Raw genomic sequence first — 21,489 nt, 5'->3', positions numbered from 1 at the left:
CTCGTTCTCGTACGCCGCCCAGCCGGGGCGCGCTGTTCGGCGAGCCGGGCGGATGTCCACAGCCAACGGCGGCCTTCCTGGTGTTGAAAGCTGTTTCGGCAGTTTTCCGGCCCGCCGCACATCTCAGGAGAGTTTTCATGACCTCAGCGACCATTCCTGGTCTTCACGGATCCGATGGCACCGCGCCGACCAAGCATGCCGGACTGCTCGCCTGGGTGCAGGAGGTCGCAGAGCTCACCCAGCCGGAGCGGGTCGTGTGGGCCGACGGTTCCGATGAGGAATGGGACCGGCTGACCACCCAACTGGTCGAGGCCGGCACCTTCCAGAAGCTCAACGAGCACAAGAAGCCGAATTCCTTCCTCGCGCTGTCGGACCCCTCCGACGTCGCCCGCGTCGAGTCGCGCACCTTCATCTGTTCGCGCACCGAGGCCGACGCCGGCCCGACCAACAACTGGGTCGACCCGAACGAGATGCGCGCCACCATGACCGAGCTGTACCGCGGCAGCATGAAGGGCCGCACCATGTACGTGGTGCCGTTCTGCATGGGCCCGCTGGGCGCCGCGGACCCGAAGCTGGGCGTCGAGCTCACCGATTCCGAATACGTCGTGGTGTCGATGCGCGTGATGACCCGTATGGGGAAGGCCGCGCTGGAGAAGCTGGGCACCGATCGCCCGTTCGTGAAGGCACTGCATTCGGTGGGCGCGCCGTTGGCCGAGGGCCAGGCCGATGTCCCGTGGCCGTGCAACGACACCAAGTACATCACTCACTTCCCCGAGGATCGCGAGATCTGGTCCTACGGTTCGGGCTACGGCGGCAACGCGCTGCTGGGCAAGAAGTGCTACTCGCTGCGCATCGCCTCGGCGATGGCGCACGACGAGGGCTGGCTGGCCGAGCACATGCTGATCCTCAAGCTCATCTCCCCGGAGAACAAGAACTACTACGTCGCCGCCGCGTTCCCGAGCGCCTGCGGTAAGACGAACCTGGCGATGCTGCAGCCGACCGTCCCGGGCTGGCGCGCGGAGACGCTGGGTGACGACATCGCGTGGATGCGCTTCGGCGAGGACGGCCGCCTGTACGCGGTGAACCCGGAGTTCGGCTTCTTCGGCGTCGCCCCCGGCACCAACCACAAGTCGAATCCGAACGCGATGTCGACGCTCGAGGCCGGTAACACGGTCTACACCAACGTCGCCCTGACCGACGACCGTGACGTCTGGTGGGAGGGACTCGAGGGCGAGCCCGACCACCTGATCGACTGGAAGGGTAACGACTGGTACCTGCGCGAGACCGAAACCCTTGCCGCGCACCCGAACTCGCGCTACTGCACGCCGATGTCGCAGTGCCCGACGCTCGCCCCGGAATGGGACGACCCGCAGGGCGTGCCGATCTCGGCGATCCTGTTCGGCGGCCGCCGCAAGACCACGATCCCGCTGGTGACCGAGTCCTTCGATTGGCAGCACGGCGTCTTCATGGGCGCCACGATGTCGTCCGAGCAGACCGCCGCGGCCGAGGGCAAGGTCGGCAACGTGCGCCGCGATCCGATGGCCATGCTGCCGTTCATGGGCTACCACGTCGGTGACTACATGAACCACTGGATCAACCTGGGCAAGAACGCCGACGCCACCAAGTTGCCGAAGATCTTCTACGTCAACTGGTTCCGTCGCGGCGACGACGGCCGCTTCCTGTGGCCCGGATTCGGCGAGAACTCCCGCGTGCTGGAGTGGATCGTCAACCGGATCGAGGGCAAGGCCCAGGCCGAGGCCACCGCGATCGGCAATGTGCCCACCGCCGGCGATCTGGACCTCGAGGGTCTGGACGTGGACCCCGCCGACGTCGACGCCTCGCTGAAGGTCGACCTCGACGAGTGGCGCAAGGAGATCCCGCTGATCGAGGAGTGGTTCGAATTCGTCGGCGAGAAGCTGCCGTCCGGCGTGCGTGACGAATTCGAGGCGCTCAAGCAGCGTCTGGGCTAGTCGGAGGGCCGGCCGGCCCACACGAACGACGAAAGCGAGCCGCCCGCACCGTCTTTGCGACGGGGCGGGCGGCTCGTCATTTCCGCCGTTCCGCGTGTGGAATGGCGCGCTTGTCCTATTCTGAATGTGTTCTGCATCTCACGAATACTCCCCGCGGTTGCGGGGAATTAACTACTCGGCTGAACTGACTGCTTGCAGGTGCTCGTGGATTCCGTTGTCTGGCCGACCGGTCGGGGTATGTGGGAGGTGGGTGTGGGCATGACCGAACTCGGGTTCGATGCTGTCTCGGGATTAGCCGGCGCGCGATGGGCCGATCCGGAGGTGGATCTCGCGCCGACAGCGGCGAGTACGCCGCTGCAGCGTGCCGCGGCCCGGTTGCAGGCCGTTCTGCCGCCCGGATGGCAGGTCGAGATCGACCTCGCGGCGCCGCGCCCGCACGGAGATCCGCAGCCGGTGCTACGAGTTCGCTTGTCCGAGAACTGATTCGGTGCAAATTCCGCTGCGTCACGGACTACGCGCAGCGGACATCCCGGACCGATCGCCCAATCGTGAGGCGCGAAATCCTACCTCGCGGTTCGCTTTTCGCAAAACGCACTATTGCGTTTCCCGCGATTGCAGAGCATGCTTAGAGCAAATATTTATCGGACGATTTTACAGATGCAATCGCAGGGGAGTCCGAATCATGGCGGTGCAAGTGGTCGGCCGATCGCTGATGACCAGTGATCAGACCCCACATCAGGCAAGGTCCGTCGGTACCGGGGGCTGGGTGGTGTCCTTCCTGCCCGGCCGGACCTTGACGCTCGAACAGGCGGCGGCGGCGCTGCAGGCGGCCGAGGCGGTGGCGGCGGTCCGCTCACTCGCCAACTGCGTCGGCCTGACCCCACTGGAAACCGTCGGCCTGGCCATGCAGGAGCCGCCGTGGAGTGAGCCCGCTCGGCGCACCCGGCGGCGGGGGTGGCTGGAATAGATTCCGGATGCGGCCTCAGCGGAGGGGTTTGGCCGCGACGACGACCAGATTGCTGACCAGCAGTTCCCGTACGCCCGGTATGCGCGTCACCCACCACGCCCAGCGCGGGTGATAGCGGGGGAAGGTGGCGAGGATCTGGGCCCGGCCTCCGGTTTCGCGCGCCCATCGCAGCCCGTCGGCGGCGGTGACGGCGAACAGTGAGCGGCCGAAGCGGTTCTTGGGCTGCTTTCCGATGCGCCGGGTGTAGCGCCGGGCCGCGAATTCGCCGCCGAGGTAGTGCCACGGTCCCGTTTCGTGCCCGCCGAACGGTCCGAGCCACACCGTGTAGGACAGCACCATCAGGCCGCCCGGTTTGGTGATGCGCAGCATCTCGTCGGCCATCACCCAGGGTTGCGGTACATGTTCGGCGACGTTCGACGACAGGCAGATGTCGACGGCGTCGTCGCGGATCGGCAGCGCCATCCCGGACCCGCGCACCGCGCCGGCGACGGTGAGCCCGGCGGCGTGCATCTCGGTGGGATCGGGTTCGATCGGCAGGTAGCGCGCGCCCGCCGCCGCGAATTCGTCGGCGAAGTACCCCGGGCCCCCGCCCACGTCGACGACCACGGTGCCGCGCAGGTCCCGTCCGGTCAGATCCCGATAGAAGTCGGCCACGAGGTCGGCGGTGTCGGTGGCGATACCGCCGTAGAACCGGGCCGGGTCGGTTTGTTCGAAGCGGAAACTGCCCAGCAGGCGCAGTGAACGGCGAAGGGTGGCCCGGCGCGCGAAGCGGGGACGCGGTCCGGTTGCGTCGGATCGAAGCATGGCCGCGCCAGTCTATGCGGCCACCGCAGCGACCCGGAACGGCTGTCGGCCGCTATGGTGGAGCCCACTGTCGTCCGACGTGAACGATCTGGAGAACTGTCGTGCCCGAAACCGGCCCCCGTGAGCGCGCTGCCATGGCGCAGCCCTGTGGGCCCGGCAGCGGCGAGAACGAGACGCGGCCGGGTGCGGACGTGCGTGAAGTCCTGCTGCTGTGCTGGCGCGACACCGGCCATCCCCAGGGCGGGGGGAGCGAGCGGTACCTGGAGCAGGTGGGTGCGCAGTTGGCGGCGCGCGGGGTGAAGGTGACGCTGCGGACCGCGCACTATCCGGGTGCGGCGCGCCGCGAACGCGTCGACGGCATCGACGTCAGCCGCGCGGGCGGGCGCTTCACGGTCTATCCGCGAGCGCTGGCCGCCATCGCGGCCGGGCGGCTGGGTTTCGGCCCGCTGCGCGGGTTGCGGCCGGATGCGGTGATCGACACCCAGAACGGCATTCCGTTCTTCGCCCGGACGGTCTCCGGCGCACCCTCGGTGGTCCTGGTGCATCACGGACATCGTGAGCAGTGGCCGGTGGCGGGCCGGGTGGTCGGCCGGATCGGCTGGTGGATCGAATCGCGACTGTCGCCGCGGGTCCATCGGCGCGATCAGTATCTGACGGTATCGCTGCCCTCCGCGGAGGAACTCGCCTCGCTCGGGGTGGACGCGACGCGAATCGCGGTGGTGCGCAACGGCGCCGAGCCCGTGCCCGCGCAGTCACCGACCGGCGCCGCGACGACCCGCACGCCGTATCCGAGCATCGTCGTGCTGTCGAGGTTGGTGCCGCACAAGCAGATCGAGGACGCACTGGATGTGGTCGCGGGCCTGCGTGACCGGCTCCCCGGCCTGCGCCTGGACGTGATCGGCGACGGCTGGTGGGCCGACAACCTGAAGAAGCGTGCGCACAGCTCGGGCATCGCCGACGCGGTCGACTTCCACGGGTACGTCGACGAAGCGCGCAAGCACGAATTGCTCTCCCGCGCTTGGGTTCAGGTACTGCCCTCCCGCAAGGAGGGGTGGGGCCTGGCGGTGATCGAGGCGGCGCAGCACGGTGTCCCGACCATCGGCTACCGCAGCTCCCGGGGCCTCACCGATTCGATCGTCGACGGCGTCACCGGGGTACTGGTGGACGACTCCACCCAGCTGACGGACACCGTGGGTGAACTGCTCGCCGACCCCGAGGGGCGAATGGTGATGGGAGAGAAGGCGCGTGCGCGAGCTCGCGAGTTCTCCTGGGAACAGACGGGCAACGGTGTGAGCGAAGTCCTGGCCGCCGCCGCTCGGAGGGAATTTGTGTCGGGGCTGGTCACGGGACGTGCGACGGTGGCGGAAGCGACCTCGGCGCCGCTACGGGGCGACCGGGTGGCCCCGACACTCCGCTGATCGGCGCACTTCATCACCCGCGTCGCCGGACGGCGAGGGCCGCCGCGAGCCCGGCCAGGAGCAGAGCCACCCACAGCAGGTGTGCGGCGACGGCCACGGCGCGGTCGGTGGCGGTGGCTCGGGCCACATCTCGTGCGCCCGGTACGCGATAGAGCGTCAGATCGGCGTCGGAGTACACCGGTTGCAGTCGGCTCAACGTGGTTCTCGCGTCGCCGACCGCTCCCGGCGTGCGGTGTTCGACGAGAATCCAGCCGATGCCCTGGGCGGCGAGGTCGGCGGGGTCCGCGCCGCGGAGCAGCAGGTTCTCCACCCGCTGGGCTCGCGCGCCCTCACCCGCCACCACCCGCCCCCGCACGGGCAGCACGCCCGTCTGCAGAACGTCCGAACGCAGCATGCGCGGTGCCGGATCCAGCACCGGAACCCTTCCGCTGTAAGGGAATACGCGAAACATCCCGGCGGGCAACACGGCGACGTCGCCGGGGCTGTCGACCACTGCGGCCACCCGCTGCCACGCCGGCGGGTAGTGCACCGGTCGCAGTGCACCACCCACTCCCCAGGCCAGGTCGGGCAGGGTGAGGATCATTGCGGCGATGCAGAGCGCAGCGATAAGTGGTTGCACGGCAAGGGTATTCGGCCGCAGCGTGGTTCCGTCGCCGCGCGAGGGCTCGCTACCGGCGGTAGGAGACGTCGGCGCCGTGGCCGAGTCCGCGGGCGCGTCCGTGTGAACCGTGTCGGTCTGCGGTGCAGGTTGCCGCGCGAATTCCGGTGCACCGCGGCGGCGGAAGGAGGCGAGGGCGCGGCATCCCGCCGCAGCGCACAGGGCATATGCGGGCATCGCAAGGGCGACATATTTCTGGGTGTCGCGCAGCAATCCGGCGCCCGGGACGCGCTCGATCAGGGATTCGCCGATCGAGAGACCCCATCCCGTCGCGCCCAGGGCCGGCAGCAGGATGCAGATCGCGGCCAGCACCAGCAGCATTCGCCGTGAATAGCGCGTGCACCGTTCGCCCGGCGCCGCGACCGCACGGACACCCGACAGCACGATCGCCAGCAGAACGAGAGTCGACAACACGGCGAAAAGGGTTGTCCGAGAGCCGGGTACCGCGTCGCCGTTCCAGATTCCCCCCAGGCCGGCGAGGCTCCCCAGGGTGCCGAGCCCCGGTTCGGCCCGCGCGGCGAAGGCCGCCACGCCCGTCGGATCCGACGGTTCGGCCCCGCTGCCGGACAGTGCCGTAGCCACCAGCCACGGACCGGCGCTCACCAGCCACAGCGCCACCGCGCCGACGACATTGCGCCGCCCCACCGTGAGGATCGCCAGCAGACCGGCCAGCAGCGAACCGGTTGGCGTCAAACCCGCCGCGGCGAGTACGCCGCCGAGCATCGCCCACGGCACGGCGGTACGTGCCCACCCCGGCCTCGCCCGGCCGCCGGGCGCCTGTTCGGAGGTGTCTGTCCGCGGCCCGCGGTCGGCGTCGGCCCCCGCCGTCGTGCTGCCCGCATCGTCCGGCCCGGACGCCGCGTCACCGTGCGATGTACGCGTCGCCGGATGAGCCTGTCCGGCGCCCGACCGCAACCGCTGCCCGAGGACGACCGTCCAGGGCAGCGCCGCATAGCCGGCGAGCAGGCTCCAATGTCCCTGCAGAAGACGTTCGGCCACATAGGGATTCCAGATCGCCACTGTCGCGGCGACCAGCTGAGGCGCCAGGGACACCCGCAGCAGGCTGTGCGCGAGCCGGGCCGCGCCCCATCCGGCGGCCGCGAGCGCCAGCACCAGAATCGCCTTGACGACGATCCCCCCGTCCACCACCACCGACAGTGCGGCGAGCAATCCGTCCTGCGGAACGGCCCTCGGCGCCGCGTCACCCAAGCCCAGAGCCGCATCGGTCGCATAGGACCGCGGCGTGCTCACCCCGTCGCGCAGCAGCAGATATCCCGGCCCCAACAACGGACCGACCACGACCAGGGCGAGCGCGAGGCTGTAGGCCATGGGAACGATCCGGGCCCACCTCGGCGCGGCGCTCGCCGGACGCAGCTGCGAGCTTCTGGTGTCGTCGCCGTGTTCTCGAGCCCCGGTCACGCTGAGTCACCCTACGTCGGCCGGGATGCCGGCCGCGGATGCCCGCCCGGGCTCCCTACACCGCCGACGCCCGCCCGGCTCCCTACACCTGCCCGCCGATCTGGCGCAGCAACGTCACATCGTCGAACACCGCCCGCGCTTCCGCGATCTTCCCGCCGCGAATCGTGTACAGGCCGAGCTGGGTGTACTCCACCGGCCGGTGGGTCGCGGGGACGCCGCGCAGCTCCGCGGAATGGGTGCCGCGGATGGTGATGTGGGCCCAGACCCGGTCGTCCTCCGCGATCAGTTCGTCCACGGTGAAGGTGGCGTCCGGGAGCGCCCGGAGGTAGTCGAGCAGGAATGTCCGGTAGTCCGCCACGGTGAACCGGCTACGGCCGGTGCGGGCGGCGAGGGTCGGGAACGTGCAGTCCGGCGTGAAGCTGTCCCAGACAGCCGGTAGATCCCTTGTCGGGGCGTCACCGGCCTTCATGAATCGGCGGATGACGTCCTTGTTCGCCTCGATCGACATAACAAATCCTCACATTGAGATCGTATCAGTGATACTAACGATATGGTCTCACTGAGACGGTGTCAACGCGGCGAGACGGGGTTGTGCGATGGATCGATGCGCCGAATGCGGTTACGAGTACCGGCCGGAGGAGGCGCCGCGGGCCGCGACCGCGATCCTCGCCGGGGTCACCGAGCTGGCCGCCACACTGAACGACTGCGCCGACGCGCGGCGTCGCCGCCTTCCCGAGCTGTGGTCGCCGCTGGAATACGGCTGCCACGTCCGGGACGTCCTGCTCGTGCAGCGCGAACGTGTGCTGCTGGCGCGCCGCACCGACCGCCCGGCGCTCGTCACCATGGGCCGGGACGAACGTGCCGATCACGACGGCTATGCCGAACAGGATCCCGCCGACGTGGCTCAGGAACTGCTCGTCTCGGCGCGACTGCTCGCGAATGTGCTCGACCGCCTCGACGCCGACGACTGGAACCGGCGAGTTCTGTACAACTACCCCGATCGCGTCGAGCGCGAACTGGGCTGGGTGGCGGTCCACACCGTCCATGAGGTCCGCCATCATCTGCTCGACGTGCGGCGCCAGCTGGTGGACGAGGACTGAAACACCCGCTGGACCGCACCACGGTCGCGTACCGGCGGGCCTCGGCTGTGCCGGGTGGCGCGGAGGTGGGAGCATGGCGGGATGCCTGCCCTGCGCCGTCTACCCGTGGTCGCGGATATGACCCTGGTGACCGCTGGGGCCATGACCGCCAATATCGCCGGTTATCTGCTGCAGCTGCTGGCCGGGCGCTGGCTGGGCGTGACCGGTTACAGCGCCTTCGCGAGCCTGCTGGCCGTGCAGTTGCTCGCCGCGGTGCCGGCGTTGGCGCTGCAGAACGTGGTCGCGCGGGAGTTGGTGCGCGGCGCCGCGGTGGCGACGGTGCGCGGCCTGACCCGGCGCTGCGCGATGATCGTGGCGGTCGTCGCGCTCGCGCTCGTACCCGCCGTCGCGGTGCTGCTGCACGTGAGCGCGGTCGCCGCGGGCGGGGCGCTTATCGCCGCGCCGGTGCTGGTGTTGCTCTCCGGCGAGCAGGGAATTCTGCAGGGAACGAACCGATTCCGTTCGCTCGCAACCGTTCTCGGGGGTTCGGCGATCGCCCGGGTCGCGCCGGCGCTGATCGCGCTGGCCGTCGGTGCGGGTGCCGCCGCTGCGCTCTGGTGCGCTGCTCTCGGCCTGCTGGTCGCTACCACCGCGGCGAACCGGATCTCCCGGATCGCACTCTCGGCGACGGACGCCGGCTCGACGCCGTTGCCGTCGAGCGCGGCCGAGGTCGCGCAGACCCCCGCCGAGGTCCGGAGCACCGGCGCGCGGATCGGGGCGGCGCGGGCCGCCGACGTGGCCGCCGTCCTGCGCGCGGCCCAGGTCCAGGCTGCCCTGATGGCCCTGTCGTCCGCGGATCTGATCGTCGCCCGCGTCGTCCTCGGCGAGGCGGACGCCAGCCGCTACGCCCTCGGCGCGATCGCCACCAAGATCGCGTTCTGGCTGCCGCAGGCCGTCGGCGTCGTGCTGTATCCGCGGATGGCGCAACCACAGCATTCCGTGCGCGCGCTGCGGTCCGCACTCGGTGTGCTGGCGGCGGTCGGCCTGGTCGCCGTGGCCGGGGCGGCCGTGCTGGCGCCGCTGGCCCCACTGTTCGCCGGCCGTGACTACGCGCCGATCCAGGATCTGCTGTGGTTGTTCGCGTTGGCCGGCGCGCTGTTGGCGGTGCTGCAGGGAGCCTTGCTGTCGGCCATCGCCGCCGACCGCACCGCACCGGCCGCCGTCATCTGGGCCGGATTGGTGGTCGAAGTGGGCGTCGCCGTGCCGTTCGTGCGCAGCCTCCCGGCATTGATCGCGCTGGCCACCGCCATCGTCGCTGTCGTGACCACGCTGGTGGTCACCGTGGTGATCCGTACCGTCCGTCGCGATCCGGGTGCTACGAATATCGCTGTGCGAGAGAAGCTTTCGCCGTTACCTGCCGAGTGACGGGGAGGCGACTCACTCGCCCGGTGCCTCCGCTTCGGTGACTTCCTCGGCGGTGATGTCTTCGGCGGCGCGCTGGTACGCGTCGGCCGCTCGGGCGAAATAGTCGAACAGCAGTTCCCGCTGTTCGGGGCTGTAGCCGCGCACGATGTCACCGATCCGGCGGCGGGCCGGGGCCAGGGCGCTGTCCAGGCCGGCGGGCCGGTCCACCGGTTCGACGATGACCTTGCGCCGGTCGGCCGGATCCGGCGCCCGGCGCACGTAGCCGCCCTGTTCCAGGCGATCGATCAGGCGGGTGGTGGGCCCGGTGGTGAGCCCGGTGCGGGCGCCGAGTTCGCCGGGCGTCATCGCGCCGCTCAGCTCCAGGATGTTGAGCGCGTAGAGGTCGGTGGCGCCGAGCCCGACCGCTTTCGCACCCGCTTGAGCATGCAGCACGACGGAACTCAGATAGCGGCGAAAGACCTGGCTGGGGTCGTTCTCGCGACTCGTCGTTGACACGGGACACACCTCTCTCGTAATCTCTTCCTCAAAGAAGAGACTTCTCCAAAGAAGTAAAATCTTCTAAGCAGAGAATATCACGAGAGGACCTGCTCATGACCGCCACCACCGAGCCCGCCGCACCCGCCCGACCCGGGAAATCCCGCCGCCGCACCGTGGCCGAGGCGCTCGGCGCCACCGTGCTGGGCCTCGGCGTCGCCGCGGCCGGTGGATACGTCTGGCTGGATCAGACCTCCGACGTGCGCAATACGGGCGTCGCCGAATGCACGAGTGTGCGAGCCGAGGGCGGCAGCGCCGAGGATCTGCGAGCGGTGTGCTCGACCATCGGCGATATGACGGCCGCGTGGGATCGCAACGATGCCGACGCCTACGGTGCCGCCTTCACCGAGAACGCCACCTACACGACCTTCGTGGGCACCTACTACAGCGGACGCCGCGATCTCACCGAGGCACACCGCGCGCTGTTCAGCGGTTTCCTGAAGGGCAGCAAACTGGCCGATTCGTTCCTCGGCGCCCGGTTCTACGGCGGTGACGTCGCCATCGTCACCAGCCGGGGCGACCGGTACGACGGCGATCGCCCGCACGAGTTGTCCAAGACCCAGACCTACACGCTGGTCCGCGAAGCCGACGGCCGGTGGCGGATCGCGAGTTTCCACAACACCGCGCGCCGGTCGGTGTTCGAGCGGGTGTCCTTCCTGTTCGACCCGGCCACCAAGCCCGAGGCCGAACGGTGAAGGCCCTGGTGACCGGCGCGAGTGCCGGCATCGGCCGCGCCTTCGCCACCGGCCTTGCGGCAGAGGGCTTCTCGGTGACCGCCGTGGCCCGGGATACCGATCGGCTGGCGGCCCTAGTCGGTGAACTCGGGCCCGGCCACGATCATCTCGCCGCGGACCTGGCCACCGCGGCCGGTGTGGCGGCGGTCGCCCGGCTGCTTCACCGGGTTACCGCGTTCTCCGAAACCCTGTTCACGTCATGGCCCTGTGCCCCGGTGTCACCGCGACCGCCTCCGAGACCGCCGCCGACGTACCGCCGTGGCTGGTGCAGTCGCCCGGATCTGGACCACCGCCATGCGGCTGCTGCCGCGCCGAACCGCTCTGACCCTGCTCGCCGATCGAGGAGACCACCATGTCCACCACCACCGACACCACCGCCATCCGCGCCCTCATCGAGCGCAGCCGCGACGCCTGGAACCGCGGCGACGGCGCCGCCTACGGCGCCTGTTTCACCGCCGACGCCACCGACGTCACCTACCTGGGCAGCGTCTATCACGGTGGCACCGAGATCGGCGGCGCGCATCAGGCGCTGTTCGACAGTTTCCTGAAGGGCACCCGGCTCACCGTCGACATTGTCGAGATCCGCCGCTACGGCAGCGATACCGCCGTCGTCGTCACCCGCGGGGAATCGTCCAAGGGGCGGCCGAAGAAGCTGGGCAAGCTGGCCACCTACACCGTGGTCCGCGAAGCCGACGGCGAATGGCGGATCGCGGCGGTGCAGAAGACCCAGCGCAAGACCCTCATGGAGGCGCTGACCTTCCGCATGCAGCCCGCCACCCGGCCGGCCGCGAGGTAGCAGCCCCGCGAAACGCCAGTGGCTCCCCGTCCGAAGACCGGGGAGCCACTGGGCGACCGGAGAACTACCGGCTCTGGCTGATCACAGGTTCTTGCTGATGTCGATCTGCTGCGTCGGCGCTTCCGAGAACTGCTGCCCCGGCTTCTCGCTCGGCGGGGTCGACTGCGGCTTCTTGACCAGCCGGCCCGGCTTCGAGGAGCCCTCGCCGCCGCGCAGGCCCAGGATCAGGCCGGCGATCAGCGAGATCGCACCCAGCACACCGAGGATGATCGGCAGTGTGCGACTGTAGAGCGAGATCTGGTCCATGTACTTGCGGGCCTCGTCGGCCTGCGAGCGGACGGTGTCCGGATCGAAGGTCAGCGTGGTGTTGATTGCGGTGACCTCGGGCTTGTCCGCGCTGCGCGCGTAGTACTGGTGCAGCTGCTCGGTGCCGTTCACGATGGTGCCGGTCTTCGGCTCGACCCACACGTCGCGGGTGTTGGTGTAGAAGCGGTTCATCGTGACGTCGCCCTCGCCCTGCACGCCCCACTTGGCGGCCGGGAAGGTGAGCCGGTTGGTCGGTGCGGAGGTGACCTTCGACAGATCGGTGGCCGGCACCTGCTGGCGGAAGTGGTAGACCTTCAGATCGTTGATCTCGGTCTCTTCCACGAACTTCATATCGAACGACTTGCGGGCGTTGATGTCGAAGTACGGGTACGTGGTCTTCTCGGTGCCGATCGGGAAGCGGTACTGGAGACCGGTGTGCTGCACCGGATCCGGGACGCTGTTGCCCTTGCTGTCGACGGTGGTCGCGATCGAGCCGTTGGGGTCGTCGTCGATCGGCTGACCGGTCTTGCGGTCGATGGTGACGCGGTCGATGATCGCCGACAGCAGGCCGGTGTCACCGGTCTTGTCCTTGCGGCGCAGCGTCTGACCGGCCTGGATCGTCATATTGGTCTTACCCGACGGATCCTCGACGGTGAGGAAGCGCTGCGAGATGAGCCCGACGTTCTTGTCGATCTGCACCGGGCCCTCACCGGAGGTGAGCGATTTCGCGTCCAGCACCTCGCTCGTGGCGTCGGGCTTGCTGGATGCGATGGTGGTGATCTCGAGGTCGAGGGGAGTTTTGGCCAACTGGCTCACCCCGTAGGTCGGAATCAGTATCGCTGCGACGATCAACAGCGCACCGAGTCCCACGAGCAGGCAGGCCACCGTCCTCTTGGTACCGGCACTGAGTGCCATGCAAACTCTCCTCGTCGTCGAACAAGCCTCGTCCGGGTGCGCTCATAACCGGGTGCGGTCATAACACAAGCACTCGTGAGCCCCGACACTAACAGTCCGGCACCTTAACCCGGCGAGCTGAGTGCGGAAAACACCCCGAAGAAGTACGGCCGTCCGGCGACGCGCGGGCCACGTTCGCGCCGCGGGGAGCCGCTCGCGGTGCCGGCGAACCGGGCAGGGCACACTGGATCGCGATGACCGCAACGCCCGATATCGCCACATCCAGCACCGACGTGCCGGTTGTCCCGGCGTCGCGCCCAGCTCCGGCCGTCCCCGGAATCCGGAAATTCGTTCCCGCACTGGAGGGTCTGCGCGGACTGGCCGCACTCGGTGTGGTGCTGACCCACGTGGCCTTCCAGACCGGCGCCGCGGGAACGCCGGTGATCGGGCGGGTGTGGGAGCGATTCGACATGGCCGTGGCCGTATTCTTCGGCCTCTCCGGCTTCCTGCTGTGGCGCCCGCACGCCGCCGCGGCCCGCGGCCTGGGCACCGCGCCGCGGGCCGGGCGCTATCTGCTGCACCGGGCCGCTCGCATCCTGCCCGCCTACTGGGTCGTGGTCTGCGTGGCGCTCACCCTGCTGCCGTCCGCGGCGCATTCGGCCGGGCTGCGGGTGTGGGGGGCGAATCTGACGTTGGTGCAGGTCTTCGTCCCGCTGACCCTGACCGACGGGCTCACCCAGATGTGGAGTCTGTCGGTGGAGGTGGCCTTCTATCTGGTGCTGCCGCTGCTGGCCTGGGCGCTGGCCGGGTTGCGCGGCACGGCGGCGCGGCACCGGGTGTTCGCGGTGACCGCGATCGGAGTGCTGTGCCTGGGCTGGAATTTCCTGCCGGTACCCACCCCGGACGCCATCCACGCCGACAACTGGCTGCCCGGATATCTGCCGTGGTTCGCGGCGGGCATGGTGCTGGCCGAACTGGCCGAGATCCTGGGCGCGCGATCGCGGGACGGGGATGCGGCGCCGCGGTGGCAGCGGTGGCTCGGTGACCGCCGGCTGATGTGGTCGGTGGCCGCGGCCGCGTTCGCGCTCTCGGCCACCGAGCTGGCCGGGCCCGCCGGACTGGCCCGCGCTGCGGCGTGGCAGTACGCGATGAAAATGGGTCTAGGGGCCTTGATCGGTTTCGGCCTGCTGGCCCCGCTCGTGCTCGGTGTCGCGCGGCACCGCTTTCTGGAGAGCCGCCTGGCGCTGACGATCGGACGCTGGTCCTACGGCATCTTCATCTGGCATCTGGTGGTCCTGGCGATGATGTTCCCGATCTTCGGTTTCATCCCGTTCAACGGCGGGTTCCTGCATGTGCTGGCGTTGACGGTCGCCTTCACGATTCCGCTGGCCGCCGCGAGTTACGCGCTGGTCGAGGAACCGGTACGGCAGTGGGTCAAACGCCGGTTCGGGTAGTGGAACCCACCCGTCCCCACGGTTTCCGGGCGGGCAGTGCGGCGACGCCCACGGCGACCACCGCCACCAGCGCCGGGAACTGTGACCACAGCGAGCCGCCCATATAGACCTCTCCCGACCGCCACGGCCCGGTGGAGAGCGCGGCTTCGCCCAGGATCGTTCCGGCCCCGGCCAGCACGGCGAGGGCGAGCGGCGCCCGCGGCAGCACCCGCACCGCGACGACACCGATCGCGGCGCACACCGTCCCGATCGGACCGGCGATGAGGAAGGCGGCGACCAGTACGCCGACGGCGCCCAGCCACCAGCTGTTCCAGGTCCGAGGCGGTGGGTCGTAGGACACGGCCGAGGAGGCCTGTGCCGGGACGGCGGTCACGGGATTGTCGGTGTGATCGTCGGATGTGCTCGAAGCGCCGTGCGGCCGGGGCGTCGTGCCGTCGCCGATTCCGTGCGCGAGCGCACCATCTCCCGTCGTCGGTGCACCGTCCCCCGGGGCCCGCGAGTCGGCCGCCGACAGAGCGGTGTCGCCGGGCGTCCTGTCTTCTGTGGGGAGCGGCGCAGTTTCGTCCACAGGCAGGTGGGCCGCGTGATGGTCATTATCCCTGTGCCGCAACCATTTACGCAGCCGCCCCGGTACCGGCAGGGCCAGCAGCGCCAGCGGGATCAGCAGGAGCAGGCCGCCGAAGATGGCCAGGCGATACCAGCGGTCGATCGGGAATCCCACGGTCACCGGGCCGTGCGCATCGGCGGGAAGCACCCACCCCTGCTTCCATCCGTCGACCACGACGGGGCGCAACGTGTGACCGTCCCCGGTGTGCGCGGTCCAGCCGACATTGGTACTGAGCGGCAGCACCAGCAGGCGATCGCCGGCCGGCGCGTCGATGCCGGCCGGGCGATCGGCGCCTCCGGCCGACTCCGGCGCGGGGCGGTCCACGGCAGTCCCGCCCTCGAAAGCCGTATTGTCCATACGCAATTCGTCGACCGAGAACAGTTCGGTCGGAGCGACCGTGACGTCGACGGAACCGGCCGGAAGGTCCACCGTCTCACCGCCGTTCCCGGTATCACCGGGCGCGCATACGGTGGCGGAAACAGGCTTCCCCGTGCGCAATTCGTCGGCCGTCGCGGTCACGCTCGTGTGCAGCACCCGCCCGGCGACCGCGAGGGTCGGGCCGTGGTCGCAGTCCACGGTCACCGGCCGGTCGCCGGCGGCGGGCGCCGGATAGTCCGGTCCGAGCACCGACACTTCCGCCAGGCCCGGCGGCTGCTCCTGGGTGAGGCCGAGTGCGGTGCGGTCCAGCACCGGCTTCCAGGTATCGATGCTGATCTCGATGTGGTCGGTGACGTACGGATGCAGATCCAGCCGGACCGGAGTCGGCGGTGCGGACATCGGCGCCGGGGTGTCGGTCGACTTGGGCTGCGGGGCGGGGGCGTCCCGGGGCGGTGTGGCGGTCGGCGAGGTGCGGCCCGGTGACTCGGCCGTCGACTCCGGGTCGCGTCCCTTCGGTGCGGGCGGAATCTCACGCACCTGCGGCCCGTCACCGAGATTCACCGCGATCGAGGTCGGCCGTGCGGGCAGGGCGCCCATCGGCGGGGTCACCTCGAGGCCGGTGACCAGTTCCGGGCGCGGCAGCTGAACGGTCAGCGTCGGTTTGGCGCCGGTGCGATTGCGCACGGTGTCCTCGGGGGCGATCCAGCTGGTGCGCGGATCGCCGTCGGTCGCGGCGAAGGCCGAACCGCGCAGATCGCCGACGTCGGCCTTGCCCCGGGCGATGGGCCGCTCGGGATCGGTCAGCAGACTTTCCAGTGCCGGGCCCTGCCGGGTGCGCAGGGTCAGCCGCGGTGCGACCGTCATCGGGTCCGGGACATCGAGTGTGCGCTCGAAGGCGCCCGGTTCCTCGGCGGGCAGTGCGAGGCCCTTACTGCAGCGCACGCGATCGGGTGCATCGAAACATCCACTGCGACCGGGGAATTCCTGTCCCAGATTCCAGCCGCGCACCGGCGTTCCGGCCGGAACGGGCGGCAGCACCGTGCGGTGGCGGATGGTCACCGGCGTCGGCGCGTCGCGGTTCGAATAGTCGAACAGCTGCACCTCGCTGAGCCCGAATTGCCCACCGCCGGTGCCGTTCTCGGTGCGGGTCGCCGTGATGGTGAGCCAGTCGGTGCGCCCCGGCGGCAGCGAAACCGATACCGGTGCACCGGGTTCCGATATTCGCGCGGCCACCGTGCCGTTGGCGGTGCGCACCTCGATCCACTTCACCGGATCGCCGATGGCGGCCGGACTCGTGGTCACCTGGAGTGCCCCCGCCTGGATCGGATGGTCGAGGCCGAGCCGGAGCCATTGTCCGACAGCGTGTTCGGCACTGGTGCTCAGCCACGCGGTACTCGGGTCGCCGTCGAAGGCGGCCGCGGTCGAACTTCCCGGGGCCGCACCGCCGAGCTGGGTGGCATCGGCCGCGGAACTGGAGGCCGTGACGGTGGCGCCGGACCACTGTCCCTCCACCGGCTGCGCGCCGGGCACCGGGTAATCGGGGACCAGGTTGTGGGTGCGGCGGGCGTCGGTGGGCGCGCGCAGCGCCGAATTGTGGTTGTCCACCCGCCCGAAATCGGCCTCGCGGTCCATCGGGGTATCGGTGATCGTGGTCGCCGAGGGAGTCAGTCCGGCGCGGGCGGCATCGGCGGCCAGCAGGGTGGGACCGCTCGTACCGGATCCGTTGCGACGCAGCCGTTCCAGCACTTCCGGACCGCCCTGCACGACCGGCACGGAATTCAGCGGGACGGTCCGCGCCCCGGGAAAGCTCGCGGGAGCGCCGGGACCACTGCGGATGTCGGCCGGTTGGCCGCTGTCGCCGTCGCTCACCCGGTAGATCTCGATCGCGGGATACGTCGGGCGCAGATCGCCGTCGGCGACCAGTCCGTCGCCGTGGCCCACCTCGATCGGGTTGCCGAATTCGGCGACCTTGGTGATTCCGGGCGAACCCTCGATCGCCTCGTGCGCCGGCATCGGACGGGTGGAGCGGGAGGTGTCGGGGTCGAGATCGTTGCGCAGCACGAGAATTCCGATGCCCTGATCGATCAGCGTCGGGGCGAGCCCCGTGGAGGGCCGGCCGTCGGCGATCAGCCGCTGCACCGAATCCATCGCCCGGATCGCCCCCGGCGGGGTGAGGGGTACGGCATCGCGCACCGCCCACGGCGTGCGGGCCAGGGCCTGCAGCGGTTCGTCGCGGGTAAGTCCCCAGATCTGGCTGCCGAACGGCGCTCCGGGCACCACCAGCGCCCGGGTGTCGGAGGCATTGTGCGCCAGCCAGTCCGCGGTCTGCTGCCAGTACGCCGGCACCTTGTCGTAGGCGCCGCGCGGGGCGAGCTTCCCGGTCCATGCCAGCGAGGTCGACAGGGCCAGCGCCGCCAGCAGCAGCGCCGCCACCGCGACCATCCGGTTGCGTTCCGGATGCGCGAAGGCGCTGCGCCACACCGGCATCGGCACCGAGGCGGGCAGCGGCACCCGGCGCAGCAGATGAGCGAGTCCGATCACCAGCGGGATCCGGATCAGCGGTTCCAGCTTGTGCACATTGCGCAGCGGGGCGCCGCCGGAATCCAGGAAGATCCGCACCGATTCGGCGAACGGCCCGCCGAGCTGTCCGGCGTATCCGGCGCAGATGCCGACCAGGCCGGCGATCAGAACGAGCGCGAACCGTCCGCGTCCCGGCATGGAACGCATCGCCAGCCCGGCCATTCCGGCCGCCGCGAGCGCTCCGGTCGCCAGCACCGCCGCGGGCTGGGTGACCAGCACCGCGCCCGCGATCCGCTCCGGTGAGACGTACGGCGTCCAGCTGTCGGTGCCGCGCAACACCTCACCCAGCGACGCCCACTGGGTGGTCACCCCGGAGGATTCGATGTAGTCCAGGAACGGCGGGCTGACCTTGCCGAGCACCAGCAGCGGCACCACCCACCAGAAGGTGCCCAGGATCAACAGCGGAATCCACGCCCGGGTGAACCGCCACCAGGTGCGATCGGGGCGATACGAGGCCCACCACAGTGCCGCGGGCAGAAAGGCGGCCACGGTCGCGACCGCGTTGACCGACCCCATCAGCGCCAGCGCGAGGGCGCTCGCCGCGGGCGAGGTCGCACCGCGCATCGAGACCGATTCGGCGGTCGGCCGGTGCGGTAGCAGTCGCCGCCACCCGGATCGGGCGGCATGAATCCGCGGCATCCCGACGACACCCAGGGCGGCCGGGGCGAGCAGCACCCAGGGGGCCAGCATCATCGGCAGGGTTTCCGAGGAGATGGATCCGAGCGTGGTCAGCACCCGCGGCGACAGCGCGAACGCGACCGCCGCGACCACCCGGGAACCGCGGGTGCCGATGCCCAGCACCTCGCACAGCCGGACGATGCCCCAGAAGCCGGCGAGAATCAGCAGCGCCCACCAGATCCGCTGGGTCACCCACGCCGGAAGGCCCAGCACATGGCCGAGGGAGAAGAAGGCACCGTGCGGGAAGAAATATCCGTACGCCTGGTTCTGCACCTGGCCCATCGGCGCCTGACTGCTCCACAGATGGGCGGCGCGCTGCAGGAATCCGACCGGATTCTGGGCGAGATCGTATTTGGTGTCGGCGACGGTATTGCCGGGTGCCTGCAGAAAGGTCAGCAGGAAGGCGACGAGAACGGTACCGGCGAACCAACGCCGGCCCAGTGGTGCGGTGGCCGAGGAACGAGAGTCGGCGGAGGGGGCAGCGGCGGGCGCAGCGTCAGCGCGCGCCGTACTCAACGTTGTTCAGCAGCGACGACGACGCGTCGCCACTGCGATCCACCTCGGGCCGCGAATTCTGCGCTGTCGCCGTCACGACGACGAACACCGCGATCACGCCGAGCAGCGCTCCGGCGACGGCGCTCGCAACCCCCGGGACGGCAAACTTCATCGCGTACTCCCAACATCGACACAGGCGTCTTGCGAGCCAACCTACAACATGGGCGCGCCACAGGCGGCACGCAGCACGGCAACCCGCCGGTCGCTAGGCCCTCTCGCGCCCTGCGAGCAGCCCCGATCAGCCCGATCAGCCCCGATCAGCTCGGCTGGTCCGGTACCGCACAGGCCAGCCCGTTCAACAGGGTGCGCAGTTTGGCCGTCGTCTCGTCGAGTTCGGTGCGCGGGTCGGACGCCGCCACGATGCCGCCGCCACCGTAAGCCTGCACGGTGCGCCCGTCCGCGGACACGTCGGCGCATCGGATCGAGACCACCCATTCGCCGTCGCCGCGGGCGTCGCACCAGCCGACCGCGCCGCCGTAGAACCCGCGCGGCTCCTCGTATTCGGTGATGGTTCGCAGGGCGAGATCGGTGGGGGTCCCGCAGACCGCGGGCGTGGGATGCAGCAGCAGCGCCAGGTCGAGCGCGGTGGTGGCGGGGTCGCGCAACCGGCCCGTGATGGGCGTCGCCAGATGCCAGACCTCGGCGGTGTTGATCAGCTCGGGACCCTCGGGGATCGCGAATTCGGCACAGACCGGAGTGAGTTGTTCGCGGATCCATTCGATGACGAAGGCGTGCTCGTCACGATTCTTGGTATCGGACAACAACTCTCGCGACCGTTCGGCATCGACGGCGGGATCGGCGTGCCGGGGCAGTGTCCCGGCCAGCGGACGCAGCGTGACGGTGTCGCCGTGCCGGGCGACCAGCACCTCCGGTGTGGCGCCGACCAGATGTGCGCCGGACCGGCCGGCGGGTGTCAGATCGACGGCGAAGACGTTGGCCTGGGGATGACGGACCAGCAGGTGCGCGGCGATCACCTCGGGTTCGAGCGGCTGCCGCGCCTCGGCGATCAACGACCGCGCGGCGACCACCTTGCGTAACGGCTGCGCCGGATCCGACAGCTGCTCCACCAGTTTCGTCACCCGGGCCACATGCTCGGCCGGGCTGGGAATCTCCGCGACGACCCGCACCTCGGGCAGCGGTGGTACCGCGGCCGGACGCCAGGGGCCCGCGCTGTGCTGCGCCTGTTCCGGTTCGCACAGGGCGGCCGCATCGGCCGGATCGAACGGGATCGCGCCGACGATCAGTTCCGCCGCACCCGCGCGCAGGGCCGCCGCCGCCCGCCGCGCATCGTCGAATGCGCGCCGGATGCCGGTCGTACGGACCACGCCCCCCGGTTGTGCGAGCAGAAAGCCGTCCATAGTTTCCCGACGATAGTCGTGTCCGGAACGCGCGGCGCCCGGGTAGCGACGCACGTCTCATGTGGGCAGGCTCATGTGAGGGAGAGCGGCAGTGTCACAGCTGACCGGCAGTGTCACAGCTGACCGGCGAGATCGCTGACCGGAATCGGTTCCTTTCCCGGCGGCACCAGCAGAATCGGCCGGTGGCAGTGTTTCAGCACCGCCTCCGCCACGCTCGAATGCAGCAGGGCGCGGATGCCCGTGGAACCGCGTGTACCGGCGACGATGATGTCGACATTCAGCTCGTCGGCCACGTCGACGATCGCATTCCAGATGGTCGAGGTGCATTCGGCGGTGCGTGGCTCCGCATTCAATCCCGCCAATTTCGCCAGCCGTACGCCCTCGGCATTGATCTGTTTGGCGTCGACGTAGGCGATATCCTCGATCTCCTCGTCCGGAAGCCATTCCGGCTGCATCACCCCGGAAAGTCCGGACAGCCGCGCGGCCTGGCGCACCATCGGCTCCCACGCCGTGAGCACGACCGCCCGGGGCGCGGACAAAAACCGCCCCGCATATTCCACGGCCCGCTTCGCATTCTCGGATCCGTCGTACGCGATGAGCATCAAGTCGCAAGTCATGACGACCTCCCGGACCTCCGTGCCGTGAGTGTGTGGGTGTCGCGCGACTACCCGCGACCCGAGACTACTCGCGCGATCAGCGTCGATGCGGGATGTCGATCGCTATTCGCCGATTCGATTCGAAACCGTTCCGTTCCGTCGCCCGATTTCGGTCCGGACCGGATGCGACCATTCGGTCCGGACCGATCGGACTGTGTGCTGAACCTCACTCGTGGCTGACAATTCGCGCGTGATTCACCGAATCACGTGTAACTGCTG

General features: G+C 69.8%; 18 protein-coding genes and 1 pseudogene. 10 read left to right on the top strand and 9 right to left on the bottom strand.

Translation table 11 applies throughout. The features are described 5' to 3' along the window. Positions 1–137: 137 nt before the first annotated feature. The 3 genes from ON23_RS26615 to ON23_RS26605 all read left to right on the top strand — a co-directional run bounded on the left by ON23_RS26615 (position 138) and on the right by ON23_RS26605 (position 2,937). The gene (locus ON23_RS26615) at positions 138–1,970 is read left to right on the top strand and encodes a phosphoenolpyruvate carboxykinase (GTP) (RefSeq protein WP_036506897.1); all 1,833 of its coding nucleotides are present in this window, start codon (positions 138–140) and stop codon (positions 1,968–1,970) included. Positions 1,971–2,228: 258 nt separating this feature from the next. Then, positions 2,229–2,453 (top strand): hypothetical protein, encoded by a 225-nt coding sequence (locus ON23_RS26610; protein WP_146161217.1) that lies wholly within the window; start codon positions 2,229–2,231, stop codon positions 2,451–2,453. Positions 2,454–2,652: 199 nt separating this feature from the next. Next, positions 2,653–2,937, top strand: coding sequence for a hypothetical protein (locus ON23_RS26605; protein WP_036506885.1), 285 nt, complete (start codon positions 2,653–2,655; stop codon positions 2,935–2,937). Between the two features lie 15 nt (positions 2,938–2,952). Here the strand turns inward: ON23_RS26605 and ON23_RS26600 are convergent, their stop codons facing one another. Then, a complete protein-coding gene (locus ON23_RS26600; protein WP_039781546.1) occupies positions 2,953–3,741 on the bottom strand; it encodes a class I SAM-dependent methyltransferase in 789 nt (262 codons plus the stop codon). Between the two features lie 191 nt (positions 3,742–3,932). Here ON23_RS26600 and ON23_RS26595 point away from each other — a divergent pair, with 191 nt between their 5' ends. Continuing rightward, positions 3,933–5,159 carry a glycosyltransferase family 4 protein gene (locus tag ON23_RS26595; RefSeq protein WP_083904253.1) on the top strand — a complete coding sequence of 409 codons (1,227 nt, stop codon included), beginning with the start codon at positions 3,933–3,935 and terminating at the stop codon, positions 5,157–5,159. A gap of 13 nt (positions 5,160–5,172) precedes the next feature. Here the strand turns inward: ON23_RS26595 and ON23_RS26590 are convergent, their stop codons facing one another. Both ON23_RS26590 and ON23_RS36160 read right to left on the bottom strand, forming a co-directional pair. Next, a complete protein-coding gene (locus ON23_RS26590) occupies positions 5,173–7,146 on the bottom strand; it encodes a hypothetical protein (RefSeq protein ID WP_051043422.1) in 1,974 nt (657 codons plus the stop codon). Between the two features lie 172 nt (positions 7,147–7,318). After that, entirely contained in the window at positions 7,319–7,744 is a 426-nt protein-coding gene (locus ON23_RS36160) for an ester cyclase (RefSeq protein ID WP_051043420.1), read from the bottom strand. Positions 7,745–7,832: 88 nt separating this feature from the next. Between ON23_RS36160 and ON23_RS26580 the strand changes: the two genes are divergently transcribed. Together ON23_RS26580 and ON23_RS26575 are read left to right on the top strand one after the other, a co-directional pair. Further along, positions 7,833–8,336 (top strand): DinB family protein, encoded by a 504-nt coding sequence (locus tag ON23_RS26580; protein ID WP_083904250.1) that lies wholly within the window; start codon positions 7,833–7,835, stop codon positions 8,334–8,336. An 81-nt stretch (positions 8,337–8,417) separates the two neighbouring features. Beyond that, complete coding sequence (locus ON23_RS26575; protein WP_039781545.1) at positions 8,418–9,740, top strand: hypothetical protein; 1,323 nt, start codon at positions 8,418–8,420, stop codon at positions 9,738–9,740. Between the two features lie 12 nt (positions 9,741–9,752). Here the strand turns inward: ON23_RS26575 and ON23_RS26570 are convergent, their stop codons facing one another. Then, positions 9,753–10,235 (bottom strand): MarR family winged helix-turn-helix transcriptional regulator, encoded by a 483-nt coding sequence (locus ON23_RS26570; RefSeq protein WP_039781544.1) that lies wholly within the window; start codon positions 10,233–10,235, stop codon positions 9,753–9,755. Between the two features lie 95 nt (positions 10,236–10,330). On the opposite strand from ON23_RS26570, the gene ON23_RS37085 reads away from it, so the two are divergent. From ON23_RS37085 to ON23_RS26555, 3 genes and pseudogenes are all read left to right on the top strand, one after another. Then, positions 10,331–10,969, top strand: coding sequence for an SgcJ/EcaC family oxidoreductase (locus tag ON23_RS37085; RefSeq protein ID WP_083904249.1), 639 nt, complete (start codon positions 10,331–10,333; stop codon positions 10,967–10,969). Further along, positions 10,870–11,145: pseudogene (locus tag ON23_RS39720) on the top strand (SDR family NAD(P)-dependent oxidoreductase); the annotation flags it as partial. The gene ON23_RS37085 and the pseudogene ON23_RS39720, both read left to right, overlap by 100 nt. Positions 11,146–11,360: 215 nt before the next feature. Then, positions 11,361–11,804, top strand: a complete 444-nt coding sequence (locus tag ON23_RS26555) for an SgcJ/EcaC family oxidoreductase (protein ID WP_039781542.1) — start codon at positions 11,361–11,363, stop codon at positions 11,802–11,804. A gap of 81 nt (positions 11,805–11,885) precedes the next feature. Here the strand turns inward: ON23_RS26555 and pgfA are convergent, their stop codons facing one another. Continuing rightward, positions 11,886–13,025: a cell envelope lipid trafficking protein PgfA gene (gene pgfA / locus ON23_RS26550; protein ID WP_063821337.1), complete on the bottom strand. Its 1,140-nt coding sequence runs from the start codon at positions 13,023–13,025 to the stop codon at positions 11,886–11,888. Between the two features lie 233 nt (positions 13,026–13,258). Between pgfA and ON23_RS26545 the strand changes: the two genes are divergently transcribed. Further along, the gene (locus tag ON23_RS26545; RefSeq protein ID WP_051043418.1) at positions 13,259–14,458 is read left to right on the top strand and encodes an acyltransferase family protein; all 1,200 of its coding nucleotides are present in this window, start codon (positions 13,259–13,261) and stop codon (positions 14,456–14,458) included. Here ON23_RS26545 and ON23_RS26540 read toward each other — a convergent pair. From ON23_RS26540 to ON23_RS26530, 4 genes are all read right to left on the bottom strand, one after another. Next, positions 14,439–19,217: an alpha-(1->3)-arabinofuranosyltransferase domain-containing protein gene (locus ON23_RS26540; protein WP_210743949.1), complete on the bottom strand. Its 4,779-nt coding sequence runs from the start codon at positions 19,215–19,217 to the stop codon at positions 14,439–14,441. The two genes, ON23_RS26545 and ON23_RS26540, sit on opposite strands and share 20 nt — an antisense overlap. Then, positions 19,198–19,368, bottom strand: coding sequence for a DUF2613 domain-containing protein (locus ON23_RS37075; protein ID WP_083871340.1), 171 nt, complete (start codon positions 19,366–19,368; stop codon positions 19,198–19,200). The genes ON23_RS26540 and ON23_RS37075 overlap by 20 nt, the downstream gene beginning before the upstream one ends. Positions 19,369–19,513: 145 nt before the next feature. Continuing rightward, on the bottom strand, positions 19,514–20,614 hold the full coding sequence (locus ON23_RS26535; protein WP_039781541.1) for an isochorismate synthase: 1,101 nt from the start codon (positions 20,612–20,614) through the stop codon (positions 19,514–19,516). Positions 20,615–20,727: 113 nt separating this feature from the next. Continuing rightward, a complete protein-coding gene (locus tag ON23_RS26530; protein WP_039781540.1) occupies positions 20,728–21,231 on the bottom strand; it encodes a universal stress protein in 504 nt (167 codons plus the stop codon). Positions 21,232–21,489 lie beyond the last annotated feature (258 nt).

The organism is Nocardia cerradoensis NBRC 101014, assembly GCF_000308535.1.
Classification (GTDB): Bacteria; Actinomycetota; Actinomycetes; order Mycobacteriales; family Mycobacteriaceae; genus Nocardia; species Nocardia cerradoensis.
The sequence above is the reverse complement of the archived record's forward strand: the minus strand, read 5'-3'. Positions and strand labels throughout refer to the sequence as shown.

Bases quoted from the DNA above. Each gene is read 5' to 3' on its own strand.
- ON23_RS26605 (WP_036506885.1), top strand. From the start codon at position 2,653: ATGGCGGTGCAAGTGGTCGGCCGATCGCTGATGACCAGTGATCAGACC.
- ON23_RS26535 (WP_039781541.1), bottom strand. From the start codon at position 20,614: ATGGACGGCTTTCTGCTCGCACAACCGGGGGGCGTGGTCCGTACGACC.
- ON23_RS26545 (WP_051043418.1), top strand. From the start codon at position 13,259: ATGACCGCAACGCCCGATATCGCCACATCCAGCACCGACGTGCCGGTT.
- ON23_RS37075 (WP_083871340.1), bottom strand. From the start codon at position 19,368: ATGAAGTTTGCCGTCCCGGGGGTTGCGAGCGCCGTCGCCGGAGCGCTG.
- ON23_RS26615 (WP_036506897.1), top strand. From the start codon at position 138: ATGACCTCAGCGACCATTCCTGGTCTTCACGGATCCGATGGCACCGCG.
- ON23_RS26575 (WP_039781545.1), top strand. From the start codon at position 8,418: ATGCCTGCCCTGCGCCGTCTACCCGTGGTCGCGGATATGACCCTGGTG.
- ON23_RS36160 (WP_051043420.1), bottom strand. From the start codon at position 7,744: ATGTCGATCGAGGCGAACAAGGACGTCATCCGCCGATTCATGAAGGCC.
- ON23_RS26590 (WP_051043422.1), bottom strand. From the start codon at position 7,146: ATGGCCTACAGCCTCGCGCTCGCCCTGGTCGTGGTCGGTCCGTTGTTG.
- ON23_RS26555 (WP_039781542.1), top strand. From the start codon at position 11,361: ATGTCCACCACCACCGACACCACCGCCATCCGCGCCCTCATCGAGCGC.
- ON23_RS26610 (WP_146161217.1), top strand. From the start codon at position 2,229: ATGACCGAACTCGGGTTCGATGCTGTCTCGGGATTAGCCGGCGCGCGA.
- pgfA (WP_063821337.1), bottom strand. From the start codon at position 13,025: ATGGCACTCAGTGCCGGTACCAAGAGGACGGTGGCCTGCCTGCTCGTG.
- ON23_RS26580 (WP_083904250.1), top strand. From the start codon at position 7,833: ATGGATCGATGCGCCGAATGCGGTTACGAGTACCGGCCGGAGGAGGCG.
- ON23_RS26530 (WP_039781540.1), bottom strand. From the start codon at position 21,231: ATGACTTGCGACTTGATGCTCATCGCGTACGACGGATCCGAGAATGCG.
- ON23_RS37085 (WP_083904249.1), top strand. From the start codon at position 10,331: ATGACCGCCACCACCGAGCCCGCCGCACCCGCCCGACCCGGGAAATCC.
- ON23_RS26600 (WP_039781546.1), bottom strand. From the start codon at position 3,741: ATGCTTCGATCCGACGCAACCGGACCGCGTCCCCGCTTCGCGCGCCGG.